Here is a 21,080-nt window from a genome sequence, read left to right on the forward strand (position 1 = left end):
ACGCTGCTTGTCTCACTGCTTTGGTCGCATGACAAATTGTCTGAAAACAGTGAGAACTTTGTGCCACCCCTATAGTCTTATATAAGACATAAGACTAAAATAAGCAACATAGCGATGTCTCTGCATCACATGACAAACGCGCCAAAAGGCCAGAAAATGGCAGCTTTACGCGGTCCCACACCCACGGAGTCCCATCATGCCGCACAACACGTTTAATACCCTCAAGAATTTCAAGATCGGCGACAAATCCTGTCAGTTCTATTCCCTGCCGGCCCTGGGCAAGGCGCTGGGAGTAGACGTGCAGCGGCTGCCGGTCTCGATTCGCATCGTGCTCGAATCAGTGCTGCGCAACTGCGACGGCCAGAAGGTCACCGAAGAACACATCAAGCAACTGGCCAACTGGCAGGCCAACGCCAAACGCGAAGATGAAATCCCCTTTGTCGTGGCACGTGTCGTGCTGCAGGACTTCACCGGTGTGCCGCTGTTGGCCGATATCGCCGCCATGCGCTCCGTGGCCGACAAAATGGGCAAAGACCCCAAGCGCATCGAGCCGCTCGTCCCGGTCGACCTGGTTGTCGATCACTCGGTCATGATCGACTATTTCGGCACGAAAGACGCGCTGGACCTGAACATGAAGCTGGAATTCAAGCGCAACCAAGAGCGCTACCAATTCATGAAGTGGGGCATGCAGGCATTCGATACTTTTGGCGTGGTGCCTCCGGGCTTTGGGATCGTTCACCAAGTCAACCTGGAATATCTGGCCCGCGGCGTCCACAAGAAAGACAACGTGTATTACCCCGACTCGCTGGTGGGCACCGATAGCCACACCACGATGATCAACGGGATCGGCGTGGTCGGCTGGGGTGTAGGCGGCATCGAAGCCGAGGCTGGGATGCTGGGCCAACCTGTCTATTTCCTGACACCCGACGTGGTGGGCGTCGAGCTCAAGGGCCAATTGCGCGGCGGCGTGACCGCAACCGACCTGGTGCTGACCATTACCGAAATGCTGCGTCGCGAAAAGGTTGTGGGTAAATTCGTGGAATTCTGCGGTCCCGGCACAGCCAGCCTGTCGGTGGCAGAACGCGCCACCATCGGCAACATGGCGCCAGAATATGGCGCGACGATGGGCTTTTTCCCGGTCGACGAGCGCACCATCGATTATTTCCGCGGCACGGGCCGCACACCCGAGGAAATCGCGGCATTCGAGGCCTATTTCAAGGCGCAAAAGATGTTCGGCGTGCCCAAGGCCACGGACGTCGATTACACCAAGCTGCTGACGCTGGACCTGTCCACGGTCGCCCCCTCGCTGGCCGGCCCGAAACGTCCGCAGGACCGTATTGAAATCGGCAATGTCAAAACCACATTCAGCGATCTGTTTTCCAAGCCGGTCGCGGAAAACGGCTTTAACCAACCGGCAGAAAAGCTGGATCAGGTCTTCACCACCAGCGCAGGCACGCAGATCAAGAACGGCGACATTCTGATCGCGGCCATCACCTCGTGCACCAACACATCCAACCCCAGCGTGCTGCTGGCGGCCGGCCTGCTGGCGAAAAAGGCCGTCAAGGCCGGCTTGACGGTACCCAAGCACATTAAGACCTCGCTGGCCCCCGGATCCCGGGTCGTCACGGAATACCTGACCAAAACAGGCCTGCTGCCCTATCTGGAACAACTGGGCTTTGACATTGCCGCCTACGGGTGCACCACGTGTATCGGTAACGCAGGCGACCTGGCGCCGGATCTGAACGAAGCCATTCTCGGCAATGACCTGGTCTGCGCTGCCGTGCTGTCGGGCAACCGCAACTTCGAAGCGCGGATTCACCCGAACATCAAGGCGAACTTCCTGGCCTCGCCTCCGCTGGTCGTCGCCTATGCCTTGGCAGGCACGATCACGCGCGATCTGATGACCGAGCCCGTGGGCAGGGGCAAAAAAGGCGACGTGTGGCTGGGCGACATTTGGCCCACCACCGAAGAAGTCAACGCGCTGCTCAAATATGCGCTGAACCCCAAGGCTTTCCGCACCAACTACGGCCAGGTCAAGACCAACCCCGGCGATTTGTGGGAAAACATCAAGGGCGTGACCGGCGAAACGTACAACTGGCCTGACTCTACCTATATCGCCGAGCCGCCGTTCTTTGACGGCTTTGGCATGGAGCCTGGCGCGATCCCGACCGTTCATGGTGCGCGCGCACTGGGGATCTTTGGCGACTCGGTCACGACCGACCACATTTCCCCGGCCGGCTCAATCAAAGAAACCTCGCCCGCGGGCAAATGGCTCAAAGAGCACGGCGTGATGAAGGCCGATTTCAACAGCTACGGCTCGCGCCGCGGCAACCATGAAATCATGATGCGCGGCACTTTTGCCAACGTGCGGATCAAAAACCTGATGATTCCGGCGCTGCCCGATGGCAGCCGTTTCGAAGGCGGAGAAACCCTGTACCAGCCCACGGGCGAACAGATGTCCATCTATGATGCCGCGATGAAGTATGTCGCCGAGGGCACCCCCACGGTGGTGTTCGGCGGCGAAGAATACGGCACGGGTTCCTCACGCGACTGGGCGGCCAAGGGCACGCAGTTGCTGGGCGTCAAGGCTGTGGTGGCCCGCAGCTTCGAACGTATCCACCGCAGCAACCTGGTGGGTATGGGCGTGCTGCCTCTGCAATTCAAGGGAGATGACAGCGTTGCCTCCCTGGGCATCACGGGCACGGAGGTCTTTGATATCTCGGGCCTGGAAAACGGTATCAAGCCCATGCAGGACGTCACGCTGACGATCCGCCGCGCCGATGGCTCCAGGCAAGACGTGCAAGTCCTGCTGCGTATTGATACTCCCATCGAGGTCGACTACTACCAGCACGGCGGCATTCTGCCGTTCGTGCTGCGTCAGTTGTTGGCCGCCTGACGGGCGTTCAAGTCTCCCCCGGGTGATCCCCGGGGGATCTGGGCTGACATGTGATGTTTCCAGCACGGCTTGGCCCAAGCCGACATAGCGGACCGGCGTTAAACTAGGGGGTTCCAATCTCTTTAAGTGCCCCTCATCACACATGGCCCGAGTCCGCAGTTCCGCTTCCCCCCGTCTGAATCGCGATGCCTCGCGTTTGGCCTCGTTCGCTCTATCATTGAGCCGCTCCGGCAGCCGTGTGGAGGATCTGTACTGGGAAAATCTGCTGTCCGAGGCGATTTCCAAGCTATTGCGCAACAACCAGGACGCCACGCTGGAGGCCGCGCTGGACCACCTGTCCCAACGCGATGTCGGCGCCTATGAAGTCTTGATCGAACAGGCCGAAACCCTGTCCGAATCCATGCAAATCGACAAAGACGGCCAACGCTACGACGTCTTGCTGATTGTCATTCCTATCGCCGCCTGGACCCGTTACGCCATCCCGACCGGGGCCATTCCCGCAGCGGCCCAGCAAACGCTGCTGGCCCAATTGCATGGGCATATCCTGGCCGAGGGAACCCGTGCCGTACTGATGCCGAATCTGGTCAGTATCGACCAGATGCCCCGCACCTTTTCGGAAACGTGGCAATGGATGCAACGCCTGGGCAATCAGGCATTGGATAACGATGCCCCCAAGCCGGCCCTGAATGCGGAGACCGAGCCAACCAACATGCTGGCTGACACGAGATACGTAGTCGCCGCGGTGACGGTCCCCGAACGCGCACCGATCTTCCTCTGGCAGGAGCACGCCGGAGATGACGCCTACAACCGCGAAGCCTGCCTGGCGAATTGGGTGGCGCAAGCGCAGCCCACCTTGGCAACCCTGATGCCCGGCTGCGGCATCGAATGCCTGTTGCCGGATGCCTATTACATCAGCAACCGCGAAGCCGATCGCCGCGTACGGCCGTTGTCATTGCGTGCCGCCATCAACTGGCTCGAAGGCGCCGTGAATGTCAGCGCCTCGGATTTGCGGGCGGTGATTGCAGGCTGTGGCGAGGGCCATATCGATGAATACCGCATCGGATTCACCTTGCGCAACAGCAACGATGTGTACTATGGATGTGTCTGGCCTATCTATGGGCGTGAGGGCGACCCACAGGACGACGAAAATCAGCCTGCACTGATCGACGAGATTGCCGCGCTGCTCAAGGAATACGGCGTACACGAAGTACGCCATATCCCTGGCGCTCATCCTGCGGAATATTGCGAAGACTGCGGTGCGCCGACGTTTCCCAACCCCCTGGGCGAATTCGTACACGCCGAGTTGCCCGAGGACGCCGACACCACTCCTGCCAAGTTCCACTGAGCGGTCCCAGCCATGCAGGCCGATATTTTCTGCCGAGTCGTCGACAACTACGGCGACATCGGGGTCTGCTGGCGGCTGGCGCGGCGGATGGCGCAGGGGCACGGTTGGTCGATACGGTTGTGGGTTGACGATCTTCGGGCCTTTGCCCGCATCCAGCCCGGCATCACGGCCGACGCGGCTCGGCAGATGTTTGACGGCATCGACGTTGTGCATTGGACGCCGGAGCCCCCCGGCCTGGAACCCGGCGATGTGGTCATCGAAGCCTTTGCCTGCGATCCGCCCTCTGCATTCGTACACGCCATGCAGCAGCGACTGCACAGCGGCCAAGCACAGCCGCCGATATGGATCAATCTGGAATATCTCAGCGCAGAGCCCTGGATCGAGAGCTGTCATGGCCTGTCCTCGCAACGTCCCGACGGATTGACCAAATACTTCTTTTTTCCCGGATTCACGCCAGCCACGGGCGGATTGCTGCGCGAACCGGGGCTAAGCGCCGAGCGCGATTCGTTTCAGGCGTCTCACGATGAGCAAGAACGTTTTCTGCGTGGCCTGGGGTTGGGCGATGACGTGTTGAAGCACTGGCATACCGGCGCGCGGCTGGTCTCGCTATTCTGCTACCCCGAGGCTCCGGTCGCCGCGCTGGTCAAGGCGCTGACGGACGATACCCGCCCTACCTTGCTGCTGGTGCCAGAAGGCGTGGCGCCAAGCCTGGAACAGACGCTGGCTGCTGGCGCACACGTGCGGATCGCCCGGGTGCCATTCGTCCCCCAGCCTGATTTCGACCGTCTGCTGTGGTGTGCCGATCTGAATTTTGTCCGGGGCGAGGATTCGCTCGTACGAGCCGCCTGGGCGGCGCGGCCACTGGTGTGGCAAATTTACCCCCAGGACGAGAACGTGCATCTCGAAAAACTCGAGGCCTGGCTAACTCGGTATCCCGCGCCGGCCGAGGCACAGGCGGCCATCCGCGCCTGGAACGCGCCTCTGCCTGACGATGGCGGCGTACATGGCGATCCGGGCGCTGTCGCGCAGGCACCTGACATGGGCTTGGCCACGACAGTCGCTGCACTCGGGGCCGCCCTGCTCTCCCCCGCCTGGGCAAACTGGCAAGACGCCGCCCGTGACTGGGATGCCGCGCAGGCTGCCCGCCCCGATTTAGGGGACAGCTTGGCTGAATTTTGCGCAAAATTATCCAGGAAACGCTAGAATAGAGAGTTTTCCGAGTTACCTCTGCCCGCGCATGTTGCGTCGAGCCAGGCCTCGACTTTGACTGCCTCCCGGGGCTCGCAGGGCCACCCATATCGGACCCTCTGCGCGCAAGCACGGCGAGTGCGCTATATCACCCGGAGTTTTTAATCAATGAAAACCGCTCAGGAATTGCGAGTCGGCAACGTGATCATGGTCGGCAAGGATCCCCTCGTGGTCCAAAAGGCCGAGTACAACAAATCTGGCCGTAACGCCGCCGTCGTCAAGCTGAAGTTCAAGAACCTGCTGACCGGCTCGGCCAGCGAATCGGTCTACAAGGCCGACGAAAAATTCGACGTCGTCATGCTCGAGCGCAAGGAGTGCACCTACTCGTACTTCGGCGACCCCATGTATGTCTTCATGGACGAAGAGTACAACCAGTACGAAATCGAAGCCGAAAGCATGGGCGATGCGCTGAATTACCTCGAAGAAGCCATGCCCGTGGAAGTCGTGTTCTACGAGGGCCGTGCCATCTCGGTCGAACTGCCCACCATCCTGGTCCGCGAGATCACCTACACCGAGCCCGCCGTCCGTGGCGACACCTCGGGCAAGGTCCTCAAGCCCGCCAAGATCAACACCGGCTACGAATTGAGCGTGCCGTTGTTCTGCGAAATCGGTGACAAGATCGAAATCGACACGCGGACCAACGAATACCGTAGCCGCGTCAACTGATCGCCTGGGCGGCTCGCCTGCCCTGTCAGCGGCAGTATTTCGACGGCGCCTGCGGGCGCCGTTTTGCTGTCGCGCTATTATCACTCTCATGGCACTCAAAGTATTCGACCTGCAATGTGATCAAGGCCACCTTTTCGAGGGCTGGTTCAGTTCACACGAAGACTACGACACGCAACAAGCGCGCGGATTACTCACCTGTCCGATGTGCGGATCTGCCACGATCACCAAACGGCTGTCAGCCCCAAGGCTGAATGTCTCGCACCTGAGGGCGCCTGAAGCGCCGGCCACGGACTCCGCCAAGGCAGAGCCCTCTGCGACTGCCCCGTCTGGCGGCGCGCTAGCGCCTGCGGGGGCCGAGACCTCGCCCGTCGCGAGCGACGACGCCGCCGCCATGGCTCGCCTGCAAGCAGCCGTGTTGCGGGAAATCCGCAAGGTCATCCGCCATACCGAAAACGTAGGCCCCCGTTTTGCCGAGGAAGCCCGCCGCATTCATGCCGGCGATGCCGAAGATCGTCCGATTCGAGGCACTGCCACGCCAGATGAACACCGAGCCCTGAGCGAAGAAGGCATCGACATCATGCCGCTGCCCGATTTTCTGGATGACGATCGGCTGCAATAGCCAGGCCGAGGCCGTTGATCCGATGGGGCTTGGGATCGCGCTGCCTTGAGCGCTGATGGCGGCCGGCCGCCACCACCTGCCGGCCACAACGTCACGGTCGGCTAGACAGTCCCGAAGGTCAGCCTAGGTACTGCCTCCAGCAGTCGGCGCGTCGTTTCATGCTGAGGCGCATGCAGCACGGTATCGGCCGTGCCGTTTTCAACGATACGCCCGTCATGCATGATTGCAATGCGATCAGCCAAGTATTCAACGACGCCAAAATTATGCGTGATGAACAGATAGGCGATGCCCAACTCTGCTTGCAGCTCGCGCAATAGATCCAGAATCTGTGCCTGCACTGACACGTCCAGCGCTGAAGTCGGCTCGTCGCAGATCAATACTTTAGGTTCGACTGCCAAGGCGCGTGCAATGGCGATACGCTGACGTTGCCCCCCCGAGAACTCGTGTGGGTAACGGCTGGAGGTGTCCCCAGGCAGGCCCACACGCTGCAGCAGATGCTGTATGCGATCTCGTCGCGAGGACGGCGACATATCAGGGCGCAGCGAGGCGATGCCCTCGTCCAGAATATCCCCCACACGCATGCGCGGATCGAGCGAAGCAAAGGGATCCTGGAACACGATCTGAATATCCTGCCTCAAACGGCGCAATTCGCGGCGGTCAACGTGCAGCAGATCCCGGCCGTTAAGCAAGGCGCGGCCCTCGATTTTTGCGCCGTCAATCAAACGCAACAAGGCTTTGCCTGTCGTCGTCTTGCCGCAGCCAGACTCGCCCAGCAACGCGAGCGTCTCGCCTGCACGCAGGCTAAACGTCACGCTGTTGACCGCCTGCACCCATGAATCGATGCGGCGCAGCAGGCCTTTGCGCACGGGATAATGCACGAGCAAGTCCTGCACCTCGAGCACGACGTCGTCCGACGGATGTTGACGGGATGGTTCCAGTGCATTCGAGGCAGCCGGCCCCGCCAGCGGCCGCCCACGCTTTTCAAAGGTAGGAATCGCGTCAAACAGCTGACGCGCATACGGATGTTTCGGCCGGTCAAAAAAAACGTCTGCGGGAGCGCTTTCAACGATTTCCCCGCCGCGCATCAAGGCGACGTGTTGGGCCACATTGCGCACCACCGCCAGATCGTGGGTGATCAGCAATATCGCCATACCCATTTCCCGTTGGATGTCGGCGAGCAGATCCAACACCTGTGCCTGTACCGTAACGTCCAAGGCCGTCGTAGGCTCATCGGCAATCAGCAGCGTCGGCTCGGCCGCAAGCGCGATGGCGATCATGACGCGCTGCTTCTGTCCACCGGAGAACTGGAATGGGTAATCGTCAATCCGGCGCTCAGGTTCGGGAATGCCTACGCGACGCAACCAGTCAATGGCCCGCGCGCGCGCGGCCGCACCACGCAAAGGGGTATGCGCCATCAACGTTTCCAGTATCTGGTCGCCTATGCGCATCACTGGGTTCAGGCTGGTAGATGGCTCTTGGAAAATGATGCCGATACGGCCGCCACGTACCCCCCGCATCTCGCTTTCGGGCAACTGATTCAGATCCATGCCGTCGAGCACAATCTGTCCGCCGACGATACGTCCTGCATCGGGCAATAAACGCAGCAAGGCCATCGCAGTCATACTTTTGCCGCAGCCGGACTCGCCTACGAGCGCAAAAGTCTCGCCGCGCTCGATGGCTAGCTGTAGGCGTTTGACGGCATGGGTCAGCCCCGTCTCGCCGTCAATCGCGACCTCGAGGCCGTCGACGGCCAACAATGTATCAGCGGTGAGGCTCATTGTGCGGCCTCCTTTTCTGATTTGGCGGGCACGCCGATTCTCTTTTTCAACCAGCCTCCCGGACGATAGCGCCGTGCTCGGGGATCAAAGGCTTCGCGTACGGCATCGGCGAACAGATTGGCAGACAAGACCAATGCCAACATGAAAATAAATGCGGTCAATAGATTCCACCACACCATCGGATCACGCGACATTTCCAGGCGCGCGCCATCGATCATCGATCCAAACGAATTCATGCCGGGATCCACGCCTATGCCCAGATAAGACAAGACGGCTTCGTATAGCACCAGGCCGGAAAACTCCAGCACGACCGTGATCAGCACAATGTGCATGACATTGGGCAACAGGTGACGGCGCATGATGCGCCAATGCGACACGCCAAACGCGCGCGCTGCCTGCACGTATTCCAGCTCTCGCAGTTTCAAGGTTTCCGCGCGCAACAAGCGGCACAAGCCCGACCACCCTGTCAGCCCCAGGATCATGCACAACAAGAACAAGCGCAGATCTGCACGCGCCGCCGATGTATCGAATAAATCGGGATGCGTGTCGATATATACCTGCATCATCAACGCGCAAGCAGCGACCAACAGCACACCTGGAATAGACGTCAGCGTCGTATAGATATACTGAATGGCGTCATCGACTTTGCCTTTGAAATAGCCCGCTGCCAGTCCAAAACCAATCGCCGGAGGCAGCATGGCCAAGGTCGTCAAACTGCCGATCACCAATGCCGTGCGTATGCTTTTGAGCGCCTGCCACAACACATCATTGCCCGTGCGATCCGTGCCGAACACGTGATAACCACTGGCCAGGCCGACGATTGCGCCGGTGCAGAGGCACAGCACCGCATATGTCATCCACATCGCACGCCACGGGAGCTCGGTACGGCCGCAGGCCACGTCGGCAAAGGTTTGCCGCCATCCGCCGTACGATCGAGACAGCACCCCGACGAGCACCAGACCGCCCAACAGTACCGCTACAGCGCCGCCTGCCAAACCCCATGCCAGGCGCCGCAATACATCGCCCGTCAACTCGGTCTCGGGATTTTCCAGATGCGCGCCGCCACTGCGCAACCGCGGAAAATCACGCAACGGACGGCCATCGATCAATTCGGTTTCTTTGGTGAACTGACGCGCGGCGAGCGGCTTTGAATAGGTTTTTTCAGGCCGCGTCAGTACCGTGCCGTGCAGCAGGCCATCTAACGCCGATTGCACAGCGGGCGCGTAAATCGGCGGCGCACCGGCTGCAGCCCCTGGCGCAGGCGGCAACTGGGGCCGATAGTGAATCGAATCCAGCAATCCCACAACGACAAACGCCAACAATACTACCGCCGAACTCATTGCCGGCGCATCACGCGCGACCTTGGCCCATGTCGCCCGCAGCGTCGGGCTGCGACGCGCGCGCCACACATAAAACAGCACCGCCGCCACCAGCAGAAACAGCGCAATATCCGTCCACAGAAATACGAACTTTGGCATGGCGGTCACTCGAAACGTACGCGGGGGTCAGCCAGCGTATAAGAGATATCGGCCAAAATCAGCCCGACGATATACAGCGCAGCGCCCAGAAACACCATGGCCCGCACGATGGAAAAATCCTGCGCATTGATGGCGTCGATGGTGTAGCTGCCCAATCCGGGGATCCCGAAGAAGGACTCGGCGATCAGACTGCCCATGAACAACAAGGGAATAGCTGACACCGTCCCCGTCAAGATCGGCAGCATGGCATTGCGCAACACATGACGGAACAAGACCACGCGCTCGGTCAGGCCTTTGGCGCGCGCAGTGCGTACGTAGTCTTTACCGACCTCTTCCAGAAACAAGGCGCGATAAAAGCGCGCCTCGGGCCCCAGGCGCGACACCAGCGCGACGAGCACGGGCAATGCCAGGAATTTGATCATGTCCAGCCCACCCGAAAAGCCGGAATATGGCACGAGTCGCAATAGCTTTGCGAACAACCACTGTCCCGCAATGATGTAAAACAAGCTGGATATCGACAGCAATATCACGCACAACACCACGCCCCAGAAATCCAGCCGCGTCGCGCGGAAATAGACCAGCAGCAACGAGAACACCACGCTGACGAACAAGCCCAGGAAAAACGTCGGAATCGCCAGCGCGAGACTGGGGCCCATGCGCATGCGGATCTCTCGACTGATATCGCGCCCCGCATCCGAGGCGCCGAACTCCATAGTCAATAACGGTACCGAGCGCTGGTAGAAGACCGTATCGGTCAGTTGCTGCGTCCCGGCGGCTTGCGTATTAAAAAACAGCGGTTTGTCGTAGCCGTGCTCGGTCTTCCAACGGTCGATCGCCTCCTGGCTCACGCGTTGGCCGCCGATAGCCAGACGCGCCATATCGTCAGGCGTATTCACGGCAAAGAACAACACAAAGGTCAACAGGTTCACCCCGATCAGGATCAACACGCCGTACAACAGGCGGCGAATGACATAGCCGATCATGATCGGGACTCCTTCGATGATTGCACCGCAGGCGTGTGCGTACGCGATCCGAATGCGGTTTGCCGCTCACGGCGTTTCAAGGCAACATAAGACGGCCAGATAGCCAGCACCACAACGATCGCCAACAACCACAATGGCCACCAGCGCGGCGTATTCCATTCATCGATTTTGCTCACGCGCAATGCCGGATCGATTTTGATGTACTGCAGGATGTTGCGCACCATCTGCGTAGGTTTGGCATTACCGACCCATTGTTGATACGCCCCGCCCGACATGGGAAAGTAGCCGAACATCCAGGGCGCATCGCGTTGCACGATGGCTTGCATGCGATCGATGACGGCGACTTTTTCGGGACCGTCGTCCAGATATTTCAGTTGCTCGAACAGCCGGTCAAATTCGGCGTTGGTATAGTTGGCCGCGTTCTCGCCGCCATGCTTGGCCTTGCCATTCGGGCCGTATAGCAAGAACAGGAAATTTTCGGCATCGGGATAATCCGCCAGCCAGCCCCAGAGGAAAATCTGTGCCGCCCCGCGCTGCATTTTGTCCTGAAAACGGCCATAGTCCGTCGATCGTATATCCAGCTGAATGCCGATCTGCGCCATCTGGCGGCGCATCCAGTCGAACATCGGATTGGACCCGCCGCCAGTCATGGCGTCGTAATACAAGATCAAGGGCGCGCCCGTTTTTGCATTGCGGCCATTCGGGTAGCCGGCCTCGGCGAGCAATTGTTTGGCCACCTCGAGCGATTTGCGTTTCGGCTTGCCGTCGACGACATCATAGACCTCGCGGTTGATACCCTCGGGCGGCTCACGGTAGCCGAGTACGCCCGGCGGCACAGGCCCATTAGCCGCCACCGCCTGATCGTTTTCAAAGACGGCGATGTACTCTTCCCAGTTGAACGCAATACTGATGGCCTGGCGCAGCTTGCGGTTTTTTTCTTGTTGCTCCGGGGTATCCCCCTGCCCGACAACGGGATCCAGCCAATTGAATCCCATGTACCAGATCGAAGTCTCGATGGTCGTGGGCAACTGGATGCCGTGATCGCGATAGGTCTTGGCCTTGTCGGGCGAGTCGCCCGCGGCCACCAGCATGGCCACGCCGATTTCGCCGCGCTCGACCTGCGGGATATCGTAATAGCCTTGCATGAATTTGCCGGTCAAAGGCAATGCCTCTTTTTCGATGTTGAAGACGATATGGTCCAGGAACGGTGTAGGCTTGCCGCAATCGGCCAGCAGGCCGCGCGCCCGGTCTGTGGGTTCGCCTTCGCAGGGGTATGGTTCACCTCGAAAATTCGGGTTGCGCGCCAGCACATGGCGACGGTTTTGCAGGGACTCAACCAGCATGTAAGGGCCAGTGCCCGCCGGCCACGTATTCAACGACAAATCGTGCGCGGCCATGCCCGGCTGGCTGTAAAAGCGATCCGCTTCCCAGGGAATAGGCGCGGTAAATGTCATTGCCAGCCAATACTTGAATTGCGGATATTTGCCCTTGATACGAATGCGCAAGGTGTGGTCGTCGAGCGCCTGTACGCCCTCGAACCCGTCATCCTGGCGCAGGTCCAGCCAGGGCAGATCACGTTGCCCAGCCGGCAGCGCCTTGCGCAATTCGGCATCGCGTTGCTGCAGGCGTTTGCCGTAGTCCTGCATGCCGATGACATAATCGGCCATCAGGGAATAAATCGGCGAAGCCACCCGTGGGCTGGCCAAGCGCCTGAACGCATAGACATAGTCGTTGGCGGTGAGCTCCCGGGTGCCCGTTTTGGGAAAGTCCGTCAGGTAAAACTTGTCGTCCAACTCCCCTGGCTGCAACGGGAAATAGCTGTCGCGGCCATCAGGTTCGCGGGCGAATGCCGGGTGCGGCTGAAACCGAATGCCGGGCCGGATCGGAATGTCGTAGACGCTTTCGGCGATCTGCTCTCCCGGCGCATCCGCGGGCAGAACGTTCCCCTGTGCATCCAGATAGCGCGGCGGCGTGATCTCTGCCGCTACACGCGGGATCAATTCGTATGGCCGCTTCAGATACTGATATCCGTAGAGCGGCTCGTAGATGTTGTAGGTAAAGGGAGTTTCGTCGTTGGAATACGAGCGGGCGGGGTCCAGATATTTGGGAGACTGCTTGACGAACGCCGTGTACAGGGTGTTTTTGGACAACTCACCGGTTTCATAGGGACTGTTAATGGGGTCTCGCGTACATCCCGTCAGGGTAAGTACCGACACCAGTACGACCATCGACATCCGCTGCAGCCATGCACCCATAAACCGTTTCCGTGTAATGTCCCGTTCAAGCCTTGGGGCACAGCATAGCAAAGGTGGTGACTCAGGGAGCGTCGCAGCGCTGATTACGCCAGCATTCGTAGCGCCATTTCCAGGGCTCGGTGGGCCCGCCTTGCGCCCAGAGACCCAGGCCAGCCTCCCGCGCCTGTCGTTGCAGGCCAGGCATCGCGGCATCATTCAGATAATCGCCGCGGCGCGCGGTATAGGCCCAGGCATAACCTGAGGCAACCATGACGCGATTGGCCGAATTACCATCGGGCAGCATCAACGCACACACATCGCGGTCGAACTGGTCTTGCCGATAGCACTGCGCGGTCAGGGCCTTGCCCCCGACCAGCTTGTCCAGATACCGCTGCGCGGCCTCGGCATAGGGTTGACCGGGCTCCTGCGCGCTATGGCCGGCCTCGGGGGCATCGATACTGTCGAGCCGGACACGATGCGATTTACCGTTGACCGTCAAGGTGACGGTATCGCCGTCGGCGACCTTGCTCACCACGCCGCGCAGGGTATAACGGCCCGCGGGCACCGCGCTGGCGCCTGAGTTCGCCGGCCGAGTGGTTGCTGGCGTGGGCGCCCGTTGGGCTCCCGCGGAACCGCTGGAGGGTTGCGCCTGCTGGCCGGACGCGGATTGACTGGCAGGCGTGGCGACGGGGGGACTGTCTTGCCCGCCCTGAAACCAATGGACCACCAAGGCCGCGATCGCAATGCCGAGAACGCTGCCCAGTTTGCGGCCCATGCCACCAAAGGAAAACTGCCTACGCAAGATGGAAATATCCTGAAAAAAATAACGCCATGCAGTTTGCCATATTCAGGCCTCGGCGGTCTGCCTGGACAGTGCCAAGTTGAGCGCAGCCGCCGTGGAAGTGACCCGGCAAACCCGTGCCAGGTAATGTCTGGCACGGCGAACCGGCCTATAGCCCTTATAGCCAGCCGGACTTACGGAACCGCCAATACAACACCGCACATGCAGTAGCGATACCCGACAACGTCAGCGGATATCCCCAATGAGACTTGAGCTCGGGCATGAATTCAAAATTCATCCCGTAAATCCCCGCGACGGCGGTCGGGACCGCCAGGATGGCGGCCCAGGCAGCCAAGCGCCGAGTGATGTCGTTCTGCTGGGTCTGCGCAATCATCAGGCTGGCCTCAAAGGCAAAGGCCAGAGCCTCACGCAATCCGTTGATCAGTTCATCGACACGCAGGACCCGATCCGCCACGACAGCAAAATACGGCCGTGCGTTGACGTCGACGTTGGACATATCCATGGTCGCCAAGCGGCGGCAGATTTCCGCCAATGGGGCAATGACCGTATGAATGCGCAATAAATCGCGGCGCTGCCGATAGAGTTTGCGAATATCGGAATCCTTGGCGCCACGAATCATCAATTTTTGCTCCGCCCCCTCGACGACGCTCTCGAGTTCGGTCGCGGCAGTGACGTAGCGATCAATCAGCAGATCGAGCAATTCCGAAGCCACATAGTCGCTGCCACGCCGCAGCAGGTCCGGGGCGGACTCCAGACGCTCACGCAGCCCGCTATGCGTCGCGAGCGCGCCGCGCCGCACGGTAACCAAAAACCCACGCCCGATGACGATCTGCGTCTCGCCAAAACTCGGCCGGCCATGCTCGACCTCGACGGTGATGGCCACGATCAGGACACATTGGCCAAAATCGATGATCTTCGGCCGGCGATGCACCTCCAGCATCTCGTCGCGGGTCTTGGGGCGGATACCGAGATCGTCCGCAACCTGGCGCAAGAGCTCGGGATCGGGATTGCGCAATCCGATCCACAGCAGGTTTTCCGGTTGGCAGGTGTATGACTTGATCTCGTCCAGGGGCACGTCATGAGAACGTTCCCCTTGTACATACGCCACCGATGCCACCACTCCGCTTTGTGGCGATGAGGGAGTGGGTTCTTTGTGCGACACGCAAACCTCCGCTGTTGCAGGCCCAGACGTCCGGGGACTCAAGGCGTCCGCCGGGGCAATCAACGCATGATAGCTCAGCTGAACAGCTTGCGAACCCGTTGCGCAATGTCGATACGCGGTGCGGAATCGACCGGCCGCACCCCTCGCCCGAACGGCAGGTCCTCTAGCGAGGGAGGCTTTGGCAGTGATTCGAACAAGGGCAATAACGATTCGGGAATGAAACGGGTGCGCGATCCGTACACGTGCCGATCGCCCAAGCCGGTTTGCTGATGCACGTAGAACCGCTGCGGCACGATCAATTGCAATTGTTCTTTTGCGCGCGTCATCGCCACATAGAGCAAACGCCGCTCTTCTTCGATTTCATCGCTGGTGCCGGTGCTCATGTCGGAGGGGATACATCCGTCCACCACGTTCAACACGAATACCGATTTCCATTCCTGGCCCTTGGCCGAATGGATCGTGGACAAGATCATGTAGTCCTCGTCGCGCAACGGCGGGCCGGACTCGGCGCTGGTCGCATCGGGCGGGTCCAGCGTCAACTCGGTCAGAAAACGCTCGCGGCTGCCGTAGCCGGCGCCGATACGCGCCAACTGATCCAGGTCGGCCTTGCGCACGCGCGCATCGTCATACAAGCGCTCCAGTTGCGGAGCGTACCAGCGCAGCGCGGTGTCCAGATCCGTCGGCCAGCGCTGCCCAGGCGTCCGTAAGGCGGCGTACGCGTCCACAAAGGCCTGCCAATCCGCTTTCGCGGCCGCACCGGGTTTGAAGTCCCTGAGCACGGCCATAGGATCGGCGGCGTCTGCCAAGGCATCCATCAACCGGCCCGCGATCGCCGGCCCGATGCCGGGCAGCAATTGCGCAACCCGAAACCCGGACAAGCGGCTGCGGGGGTTTTCTGCCCAACGCAGCAATGACAGCACGTCCTTGATGTGGGCGGCTTCGAGAAAACGCAGCCCTCCGAATTTCACGAAGGGGATATTGCGGCGCGTGAGCTCGAGTTCGAGCGCCGCGCTGTGATTCGAAGCCCGAAACAAGGCAGCCTGCGATTTGAGTGTGGCGCCCGCCTCGCGATGCGCCAGGACCTGGTCGGCAACCCAACGCGCCTGGCCGGCCTCGTCGCTCACCGTGACCAGCGCGGGGCGGCTGGTGGACTCGCGATCGGTCCAGAGGTTTTTCGTAAAGCGTTCGCTGGCCAGATCGATCACGGCATTGGACGCATCCAGAATCGTCTGCGTCGAGCGATAGTTGCGATCCAGTGTGATGACATGCGCGGGCTGCGCGAATTGCGAGGGGAAATCCAGAATATTGCGTACGGTCGCCGCGCGGAAAGAATAGATCGACTGCGCGTCGTCGCCGACGACGGTCAGGCCCCGGCCATCCGGTTTCATCGCCAGCAGGATGGCGGATTGCAAACGATTGGTGTCCTGGTATTCATCGACCAGCACATGATCGAATCGTGCGCCGACATCCTGGGCCAATACGCTGTCCTGCATCATCTCGGACCAATACAGTAGCAGGTCGTCGTAATCGAGAACCTGTTGATCTTGTTTGGCCTGCACATAGGCGGCAAATAAACGCTTGAGCTGATCCTCCCATTGGGCGCACCACGGAAAGGCATGTTTCAACACCTCGGCCACGGAGGCCTGGCTGTTGACGACACGCGAATAGATAGCCAGGCAAGTGCCCTTTAGCGGGAAACGCTCGGCGGTGGCCGATAATCCAAGCTCATGGCGCACCATGCCCATCAAATCCTCGGCATCGCCCCGATCATGAATCGTGAAGTTTTCCGACAGGCCGATGCGGCCCGCGCAGTCGCGCAGCAGCCGCGCACCGATGCTGTGAAACGTGCCGGCCCAGGGCAATGAGGGGGCCTGCTGCGTGTGATGCAGTTTCATCACCCGTTGCAAGACCTGGCCCACGCGGCGTTCCATCTCCATGGCTGCGCGACGGGAAAAGGTCAGCAACAGCATGCGCTGGGGATCGGCGCCGTTGACGACCAAATGCGCGACGCGATGCGCCAGGGTGCTGGTTTTGCCAGAGCCAGCCCCTGCAATCACCAACAAAGCGGGCGCGTCCGGCCGCCCCACGCCGAATTCCGCGGCCTCGCGCTGGGCGGGATTGAGGTCGGATAGATAATCGGTGTCAGCAGCCATGAGGGAAAAATAACTGTATATTCATACAGATAATAACGGATCTTTCCTGTTACTGCCCACCGCGACACGTCCCGCGCCCCAACATGTCTATCCTCACTGGCACCGCATCCTGGACCGACCCGACGCTATTGGCGTGCGGCCGCTTTTATCCGCCGGACGTGCGCACGCCCGAGGCGCGTCTGCGCTATTACGCCAGTCAGTTCAAGCTGGTCGAGGTCGACGCCACGTACTATCGTCTGCCCGATGGCCGCACTGCGCACGCATGGGCCACGCGTACGCCCGACGACTTTGTCTTTCATGCCAAGGCCTTTCGTCTGTTTACCGGACACCCGGCGCCCGTGCGGGACTTGCCGGCCGACATTCAACGCGAACTCGATGTATCGCCCACGGTGTTCTATCACCAACTGCCTGCCGAGCTGCAGCGCGAGCTGTGGCAACGTTTTCTGGTGGGCCTGGAGCCGCTGCGGATGGCGGGCAAACTGCGCGCTATCCATTTTCAATTTGCGCCCTGGGTACAGAGGAATCCTCGCGGGACTGCATTGTTGCGTGAATGCGAAAGGCACATGCAGGAACATCTGATGGCCGTTGAATTCCGCCATCGCAGTTGGTTTGAAAATAGCTCGGCGAGCGCGTGGACGCTGGATTTGCTGCGCGATGCAGGAATGGTGCACACCGTCGTCGATGCGCCGCAGGGGTTCGACAACACGGTCCCAGCGGTGTGGGCCAGCACGCATCCCGAGCTGGCCGTGTTGCGGTTGCATGGGCACAATACGGCTGCATGGAACAATAACAGCGGTGCTTCATCAGGCCGTTTTCAATATGAATATTCGCCAGAGGAGCTCGCGGACCTGGCGCAACGGTTAAAGCGTTTGGCAGAGCAGGTGCGTAGCGCTCATGCTGTGCTGAATACCAACTATCAGGATCAGGGAATGCGTAACGCGGCGGGATTGGCTGCCGCATTGCGTATTCATCAGTGAATTACCTGGGGTCTTCAGGTCGTCGTGGATATGCGTTTTGTGCTGGAAAGGGACGGAGCATGAGTTCTATTGGACGTCGAGGCGGGGCAGTGACCGTGTTGGCGCTTCACGTGGCCGGTCGGCCGCCTGCGCGGCCGACACCGCTTCCTCAACCTCGTCGCTGCGCTCCTTCGGTTTCCCTCGCTCGGCCACGAGGCGCGCCAACACGGTCACTGCCCCGCCTCGACTCGCAGCATCTCGGATCCCCTCGTAGCTGGCACGACTGGTCTTCGTAGGCTTCGTAGCACTGGCGTTTGCAAGGAGGAAGATCTTGCAGGGCTGCTATTCATGGCCGCCTACGGGCGCGGCCATGAATAGCGTTCGGGATCTGCATGCGAAGGGTTTGGCATCGGAGATGAACAGAAGATCTCTCGAGCTACGATTTCTCATGGACAAGCAGGAATATTTCGAACGACGGCTTCGAGATGTCCAGACAGGGACAATGCATCATCGTCGCAGACATCAACTCCAGCCAAGCAGATCTTCCAAATTGGCAACACGCCACCCCGCCGCATGCCCGGACCGATCGCTATTCGCGCGTGTGCAGGGCACGCGCGAATAGCAGCACCGCAAGATCTTTCTCTTTGCCAATGCGCTCACAAAAAAACGCCAAGCAAGACAACCGTGCCAGCGATGTGATGAGCTTGAATGACTGCGAGTCGAGCCGAGGCAATCGGGCCGTGCGGGCGCCTCAAAGCCGAGTGGAGCGGATACCGTAGGTAGGCCCGAACGGGCCGGACGAGGTGAGCGAACACGGTGTCCGGCGCCCGCGCGCCGGACCGGCTTTGTGAAGCCCGCACGGCCCGATTGCCTCGGCTCGACGTCCAATAAGCAAACCACCCTCACGCCATCGAAACCTCTGACGACATGAGAGAAGCAAGACTATTCAATAGTCGACCATTTACTGCACCACCATCGCCGAAAATGGCCACACGTAGGCCTGCAACGTCACATACAACCCGACCAAACAAGCCAACGCAATCGAGTGGAAAAACACATAGCGCAAGATATCGCCTTCGTGATGGAACCAGCGCGTAGCCGTCGACGCCACCACGATCGATTGGGCATCGATCATCTTGCCCATCACACCGCCCGAACTGTTTGCCGCGCCCATCAAGTTGGCCGACAACCCCAACTGCTCGGCAGCGACTTTTTGCATGCCACCGAAAAGCACGTTCGATGCCGTATCGGACCCCGTCAATGCAACACCCAACCATCCCATCAAGGTTCCAAAGAAGGGATACAACAGGCCCGTATTGGCAAAGGCGAGCCCCAGTGTGGTGTCGGTGCCCGAATAACGCGTCAGCGTGCCCAACGCCAGCATCAGCACAATGGTCAGCAGCGAATACTTGACCAACCATATCGTTTTAAAGAACGTGCGCACAATCGCGATCGGGTTGTATTTCATCACGAAGGCGCTAACCACGGCCGCCAGCAAAATCGCCGTCCCTGTCGCGGACAACAGATTCAACGAATACACCGCAGTCTCGGCATGCGCTGCCGGCACCACGGGCGGGACTTTGAAAATCAGGTTATGCAGGCCGGGCATCGGAAAGGCCGGTGCAAAGAGGCTGTTGAGCCAGGCCTTTACCGGAGGCAGGCCCCAGATGAAAACAAAAACAGACAGAATGACCCACGGCGTCCACGCGGCAATCAGTTGCTCGCGGCTATGACTCACTACCGCCTGCATAGGTTTGGCTTCGGCAGCGCTGATGTCTTTACCTCGCAATGACGCCGAGGTCCAGATGTTTTTGGGCCGCCATACGCGCAAAAATGCCACCAGCGTTGCCATCGATACCAGTGCCGCGATGATGTCCACCAACTCGGGGCCCATGAAGTTTGAGACGAGGTACTGCGGCACCGCGAACGAAACCCCGGTCACCAGAATGGCGGGCCAGATTTCCCACATGCCCTTACGCCCCGCAAAAGCCCAAATCAACCAGAACGGCACCAGCAGGGAAAAGAACGGCAACTGCCGCCCGATCATGGCCGTGACCTGAGCCAGGTCGTAGCCATGCACCTTGGCCAGCGTGATCACCGGTGTGCCTAGCGCGCCGAATGCCACCGGCGCCGTATTCGCAATCAACGACAGACCCGAGGCCGCCAGCGGCGAAAAGCCCAGGCCGATCAAGATGGCCGCGGTCACAGCCACGGGCGTACCGAACCCCGCCGCCCCTTCGAAAAAGGCCCCAAAACTGAACGCAATCAGCAGCAATTGAATGCGGCGGTCCTCAGTGATGCCCGAGAGCGAGTCCTGCAAGACCTTGAAACTGCCGTTCTGCTCGGTCAACTGGTGCAGGAAAATAATGTTGAGCACGATCCAGCCGATGGGCAGCAGACCGGTAAAGGCCCCGAACACCGCCGCACGCCCCGCCATCTCGGCCGGCATGCCATAGGCAAAGATCGCGACGAGCAAGGCGGTGATCAGCCCCATGCCCGCGGCGATGTGCGCCTTGATATGAAAAACCCCCAACGCCGCCAGCATCACCACTACGGGTAACGCCGCCAGTAGCGTGGAAATGAACATATTTCCAAAGGGGTCATAGATCTGCTGCCAAGTCATGCTGTCGTCTCCGGTTCAACCTAGTCAGTCGTCGGCGTCCCCCACGGGAACGCACATTTGTTGTTCAGATAACTGCCAATCACAGGTCTAGCCCGCGCATGTAACCAGCGAGTTCCTGACATTTGCATGAACGTAAG

Annotated in this window: 14 protein-coding genes; 6 read left to right on the forward strand and 8 right to left on the reverse strand. The window is 60.1% G+C overall.

From position 1 onward, the window contains the following. The first annotated feature begins 196 nt into the window (after positions 1-196). From acnA to CAL20_RS18375, 5 genes are all read left to right on the forward strand, one after another. On the forward strand, positions 197-2,896 hold the full coding sequence (gene acnA / locus CAL20_RS18355) for an aconitate hydratase AcnA (RefSeq protein WP_094838583.1): 2,700 nt from the start codon (positions 197-199) through the stop codon (positions 2,894-2,896). A 142-nt stretch (positions 2,897-3,038) separates the two neighbouring features. Next, entirely contained in the window at positions 3,039-4,241 is a 1,203-nt protein-coding gene (locus CAL20_RS18360; RefSeq protein WP_094838584.1) for a DUF2863 family protein, read from the forward strand. Positions 4,242-4,253: 12 nt separating this feature from the next. Continuing rightward, positions 4,254-5,444 (forward strand): elongation factor P maturation arginine rhamnosyltransferase EarP, encoded by a 1,191-nt coding sequence (earP, locus tag CAL20_RS18365; RefSeq protein WP_094838585.1) that lies wholly within the window; start codon positions 4,254-4,256, stop codon positions 5,442-5,444. A 153-nt stretch (positions 5,445-5,597) separates the two neighbouring features. Then, complete coding sequence (gene efp / locus CAL20_RS18370; protein WP_094838586.1) at positions 5,598-6,155, forward strand: elongation factor P; 558 nt, start codon at positions 5,598-5,600, stop codon at positions 6,153-6,155. A gap of 88 nt (positions 6,156-6,243) precedes the next feature. Next, positions 6,244-6,774 carry a DUF1178 family protein gene (locus tag CAL20_RS18375; protein ID WP_094838587.1) on the forward strand — a complete coding sequence of 177 codons (531 nt, stop codon included), beginning with the start codon at positions 6,244-6,246 and terminating at the stop codon, positions 6,772-6,774. A 101-nt stretch (positions 6,775-6,875) separates the two neighbouring features. Here the strand turns inward: CAL20_RS18375 and CAL20_RS18380 are convergent, their stop codons facing one another. The 7 genes from CAL20_RS18380 to CAL20_RS18410 form a co-directional block, all read right to left on the reverse strand. Then, on the reverse strand, positions 6,876-8,552 hold the full coding sequence (locus CAL20_RS18380) for an ABC transporter ATP-binding protein (protein ID WP_094822350.1): 1,677 nt from the start codon (positions 8,550-8,552) through the stop codon (positions 6,876-6,878). Next, positions 8,549-10,030, reverse strand: a complete 1,482-nt coding sequence (locus CAL20_RS18385) for an ABC transporter permease (protein ID WP_094838588.1) — start codon at positions 10,028-10,030, stop codon at positions 8,549-8,551. The genes CAL20_RS18380 and CAL20_RS18385 overlap by 4 nt, the downstream gene beginning before the upstream one ends. A 5-nt stretch (positions 10,031-10,035) precedes the next feature. Next, positions 10,036-11,013 carry an ABC transporter permease gene (locus tag CAL20_RS18390; RefSeq protein WP_094822352.1) on the reverse strand — a complete coding sequence of 326 codons (978 nt, stop codon included), beginning with the start codon at positions 11,011-11,013 and terminating at the stop codon, positions 10,036-10,038. Then, a complete protein-coding gene (locus CAL20_RS18395; RefSeq protein WP_094822353.1) occupies positions 11,010-13,268 on the reverse strand; it encodes an ABC transporter substrate-binding protein in 2,259 nt (752 codons plus the stop codon). Before CAL20_RS18395 ends, CAL20_RS18390 begins: the two co-directional genes overlap by 4 nt. A gap of 61 nt (positions 13,269-13,329) precedes the next feature. After that, positions 13,330-14,049, reverse strand: a complete 720-nt coding sequence (locus CAL20_RS18400) for a thermonuclease family protein (protein ID WP_256981615.1) — start codon at positions 14,047-14,049, stop codon at positions 13,330-13,332. Positions 14,050-14,206: 157 nt separating this feature from the next. Continuing rightward, positions 14,207-15,211, reverse strand: a complete 1,005-nt coding sequence (locus tag CAL20_RS18405) for a magnesium and cobalt transport protein CorA (RefSeq protein ID WP_094822355.1) — start codon at positions 15,209-15,211, stop codon at positions 14,207-14,209. 74 nt (positions 15,212-15,285) lie between these two features. Then, positions 15,286-17,364 (reverse strand): ATP-dependent helicase, encoded by a 2,079-nt coding sequence (locus CAL20_RS18410; protein ID WP_094838590.1) that lies wholly within the window; start codon positions 17,362-17,364, stop codon positions 15,286-15,288. An 83-nt stretch (positions 17,365-17,447) separates the two neighbouring features. Between CAL20_RS18410 and CAL20_RS18415 the strand changes: the two genes are divergently transcribed. Further along, entirely contained in the window at positions 17,448-18,341 is an 894-nt protein-coding gene (locus CAL20_RS18415; protein WP_094838591.1) for a DUF72 domain-containing protein, read from the forward strand. A 940-nt stretch (positions 18,342-19,281) separates the two neighbouring features. Here CAL20_RS18415 and CAL20_RS18420 read toward each other — a convergent pair. Next, on the reverse strand, positions 19,282-20,943 hold the full coding sequence (locus tag CAL20_RS18420) for an L-lactate permease (protein WP_094822358.1): 1,662 nt from the start codon (positions 20,941-20,943) through the stop codon (positions 19,282-19,284). Positions 20,944-21,080 lie beyond the last annotated feature (137 nt).

The sequence above is a fragment of the Bordetella genomosp. 4 genome (genome assembly GCF_002261185.1).
Classification (GTDB): domain Bacteria; phylum Pseudomonadota; class Gammaproteobacteria; order Burkholderiales; family Burkholderiaceae_B; genus Bordetella_A.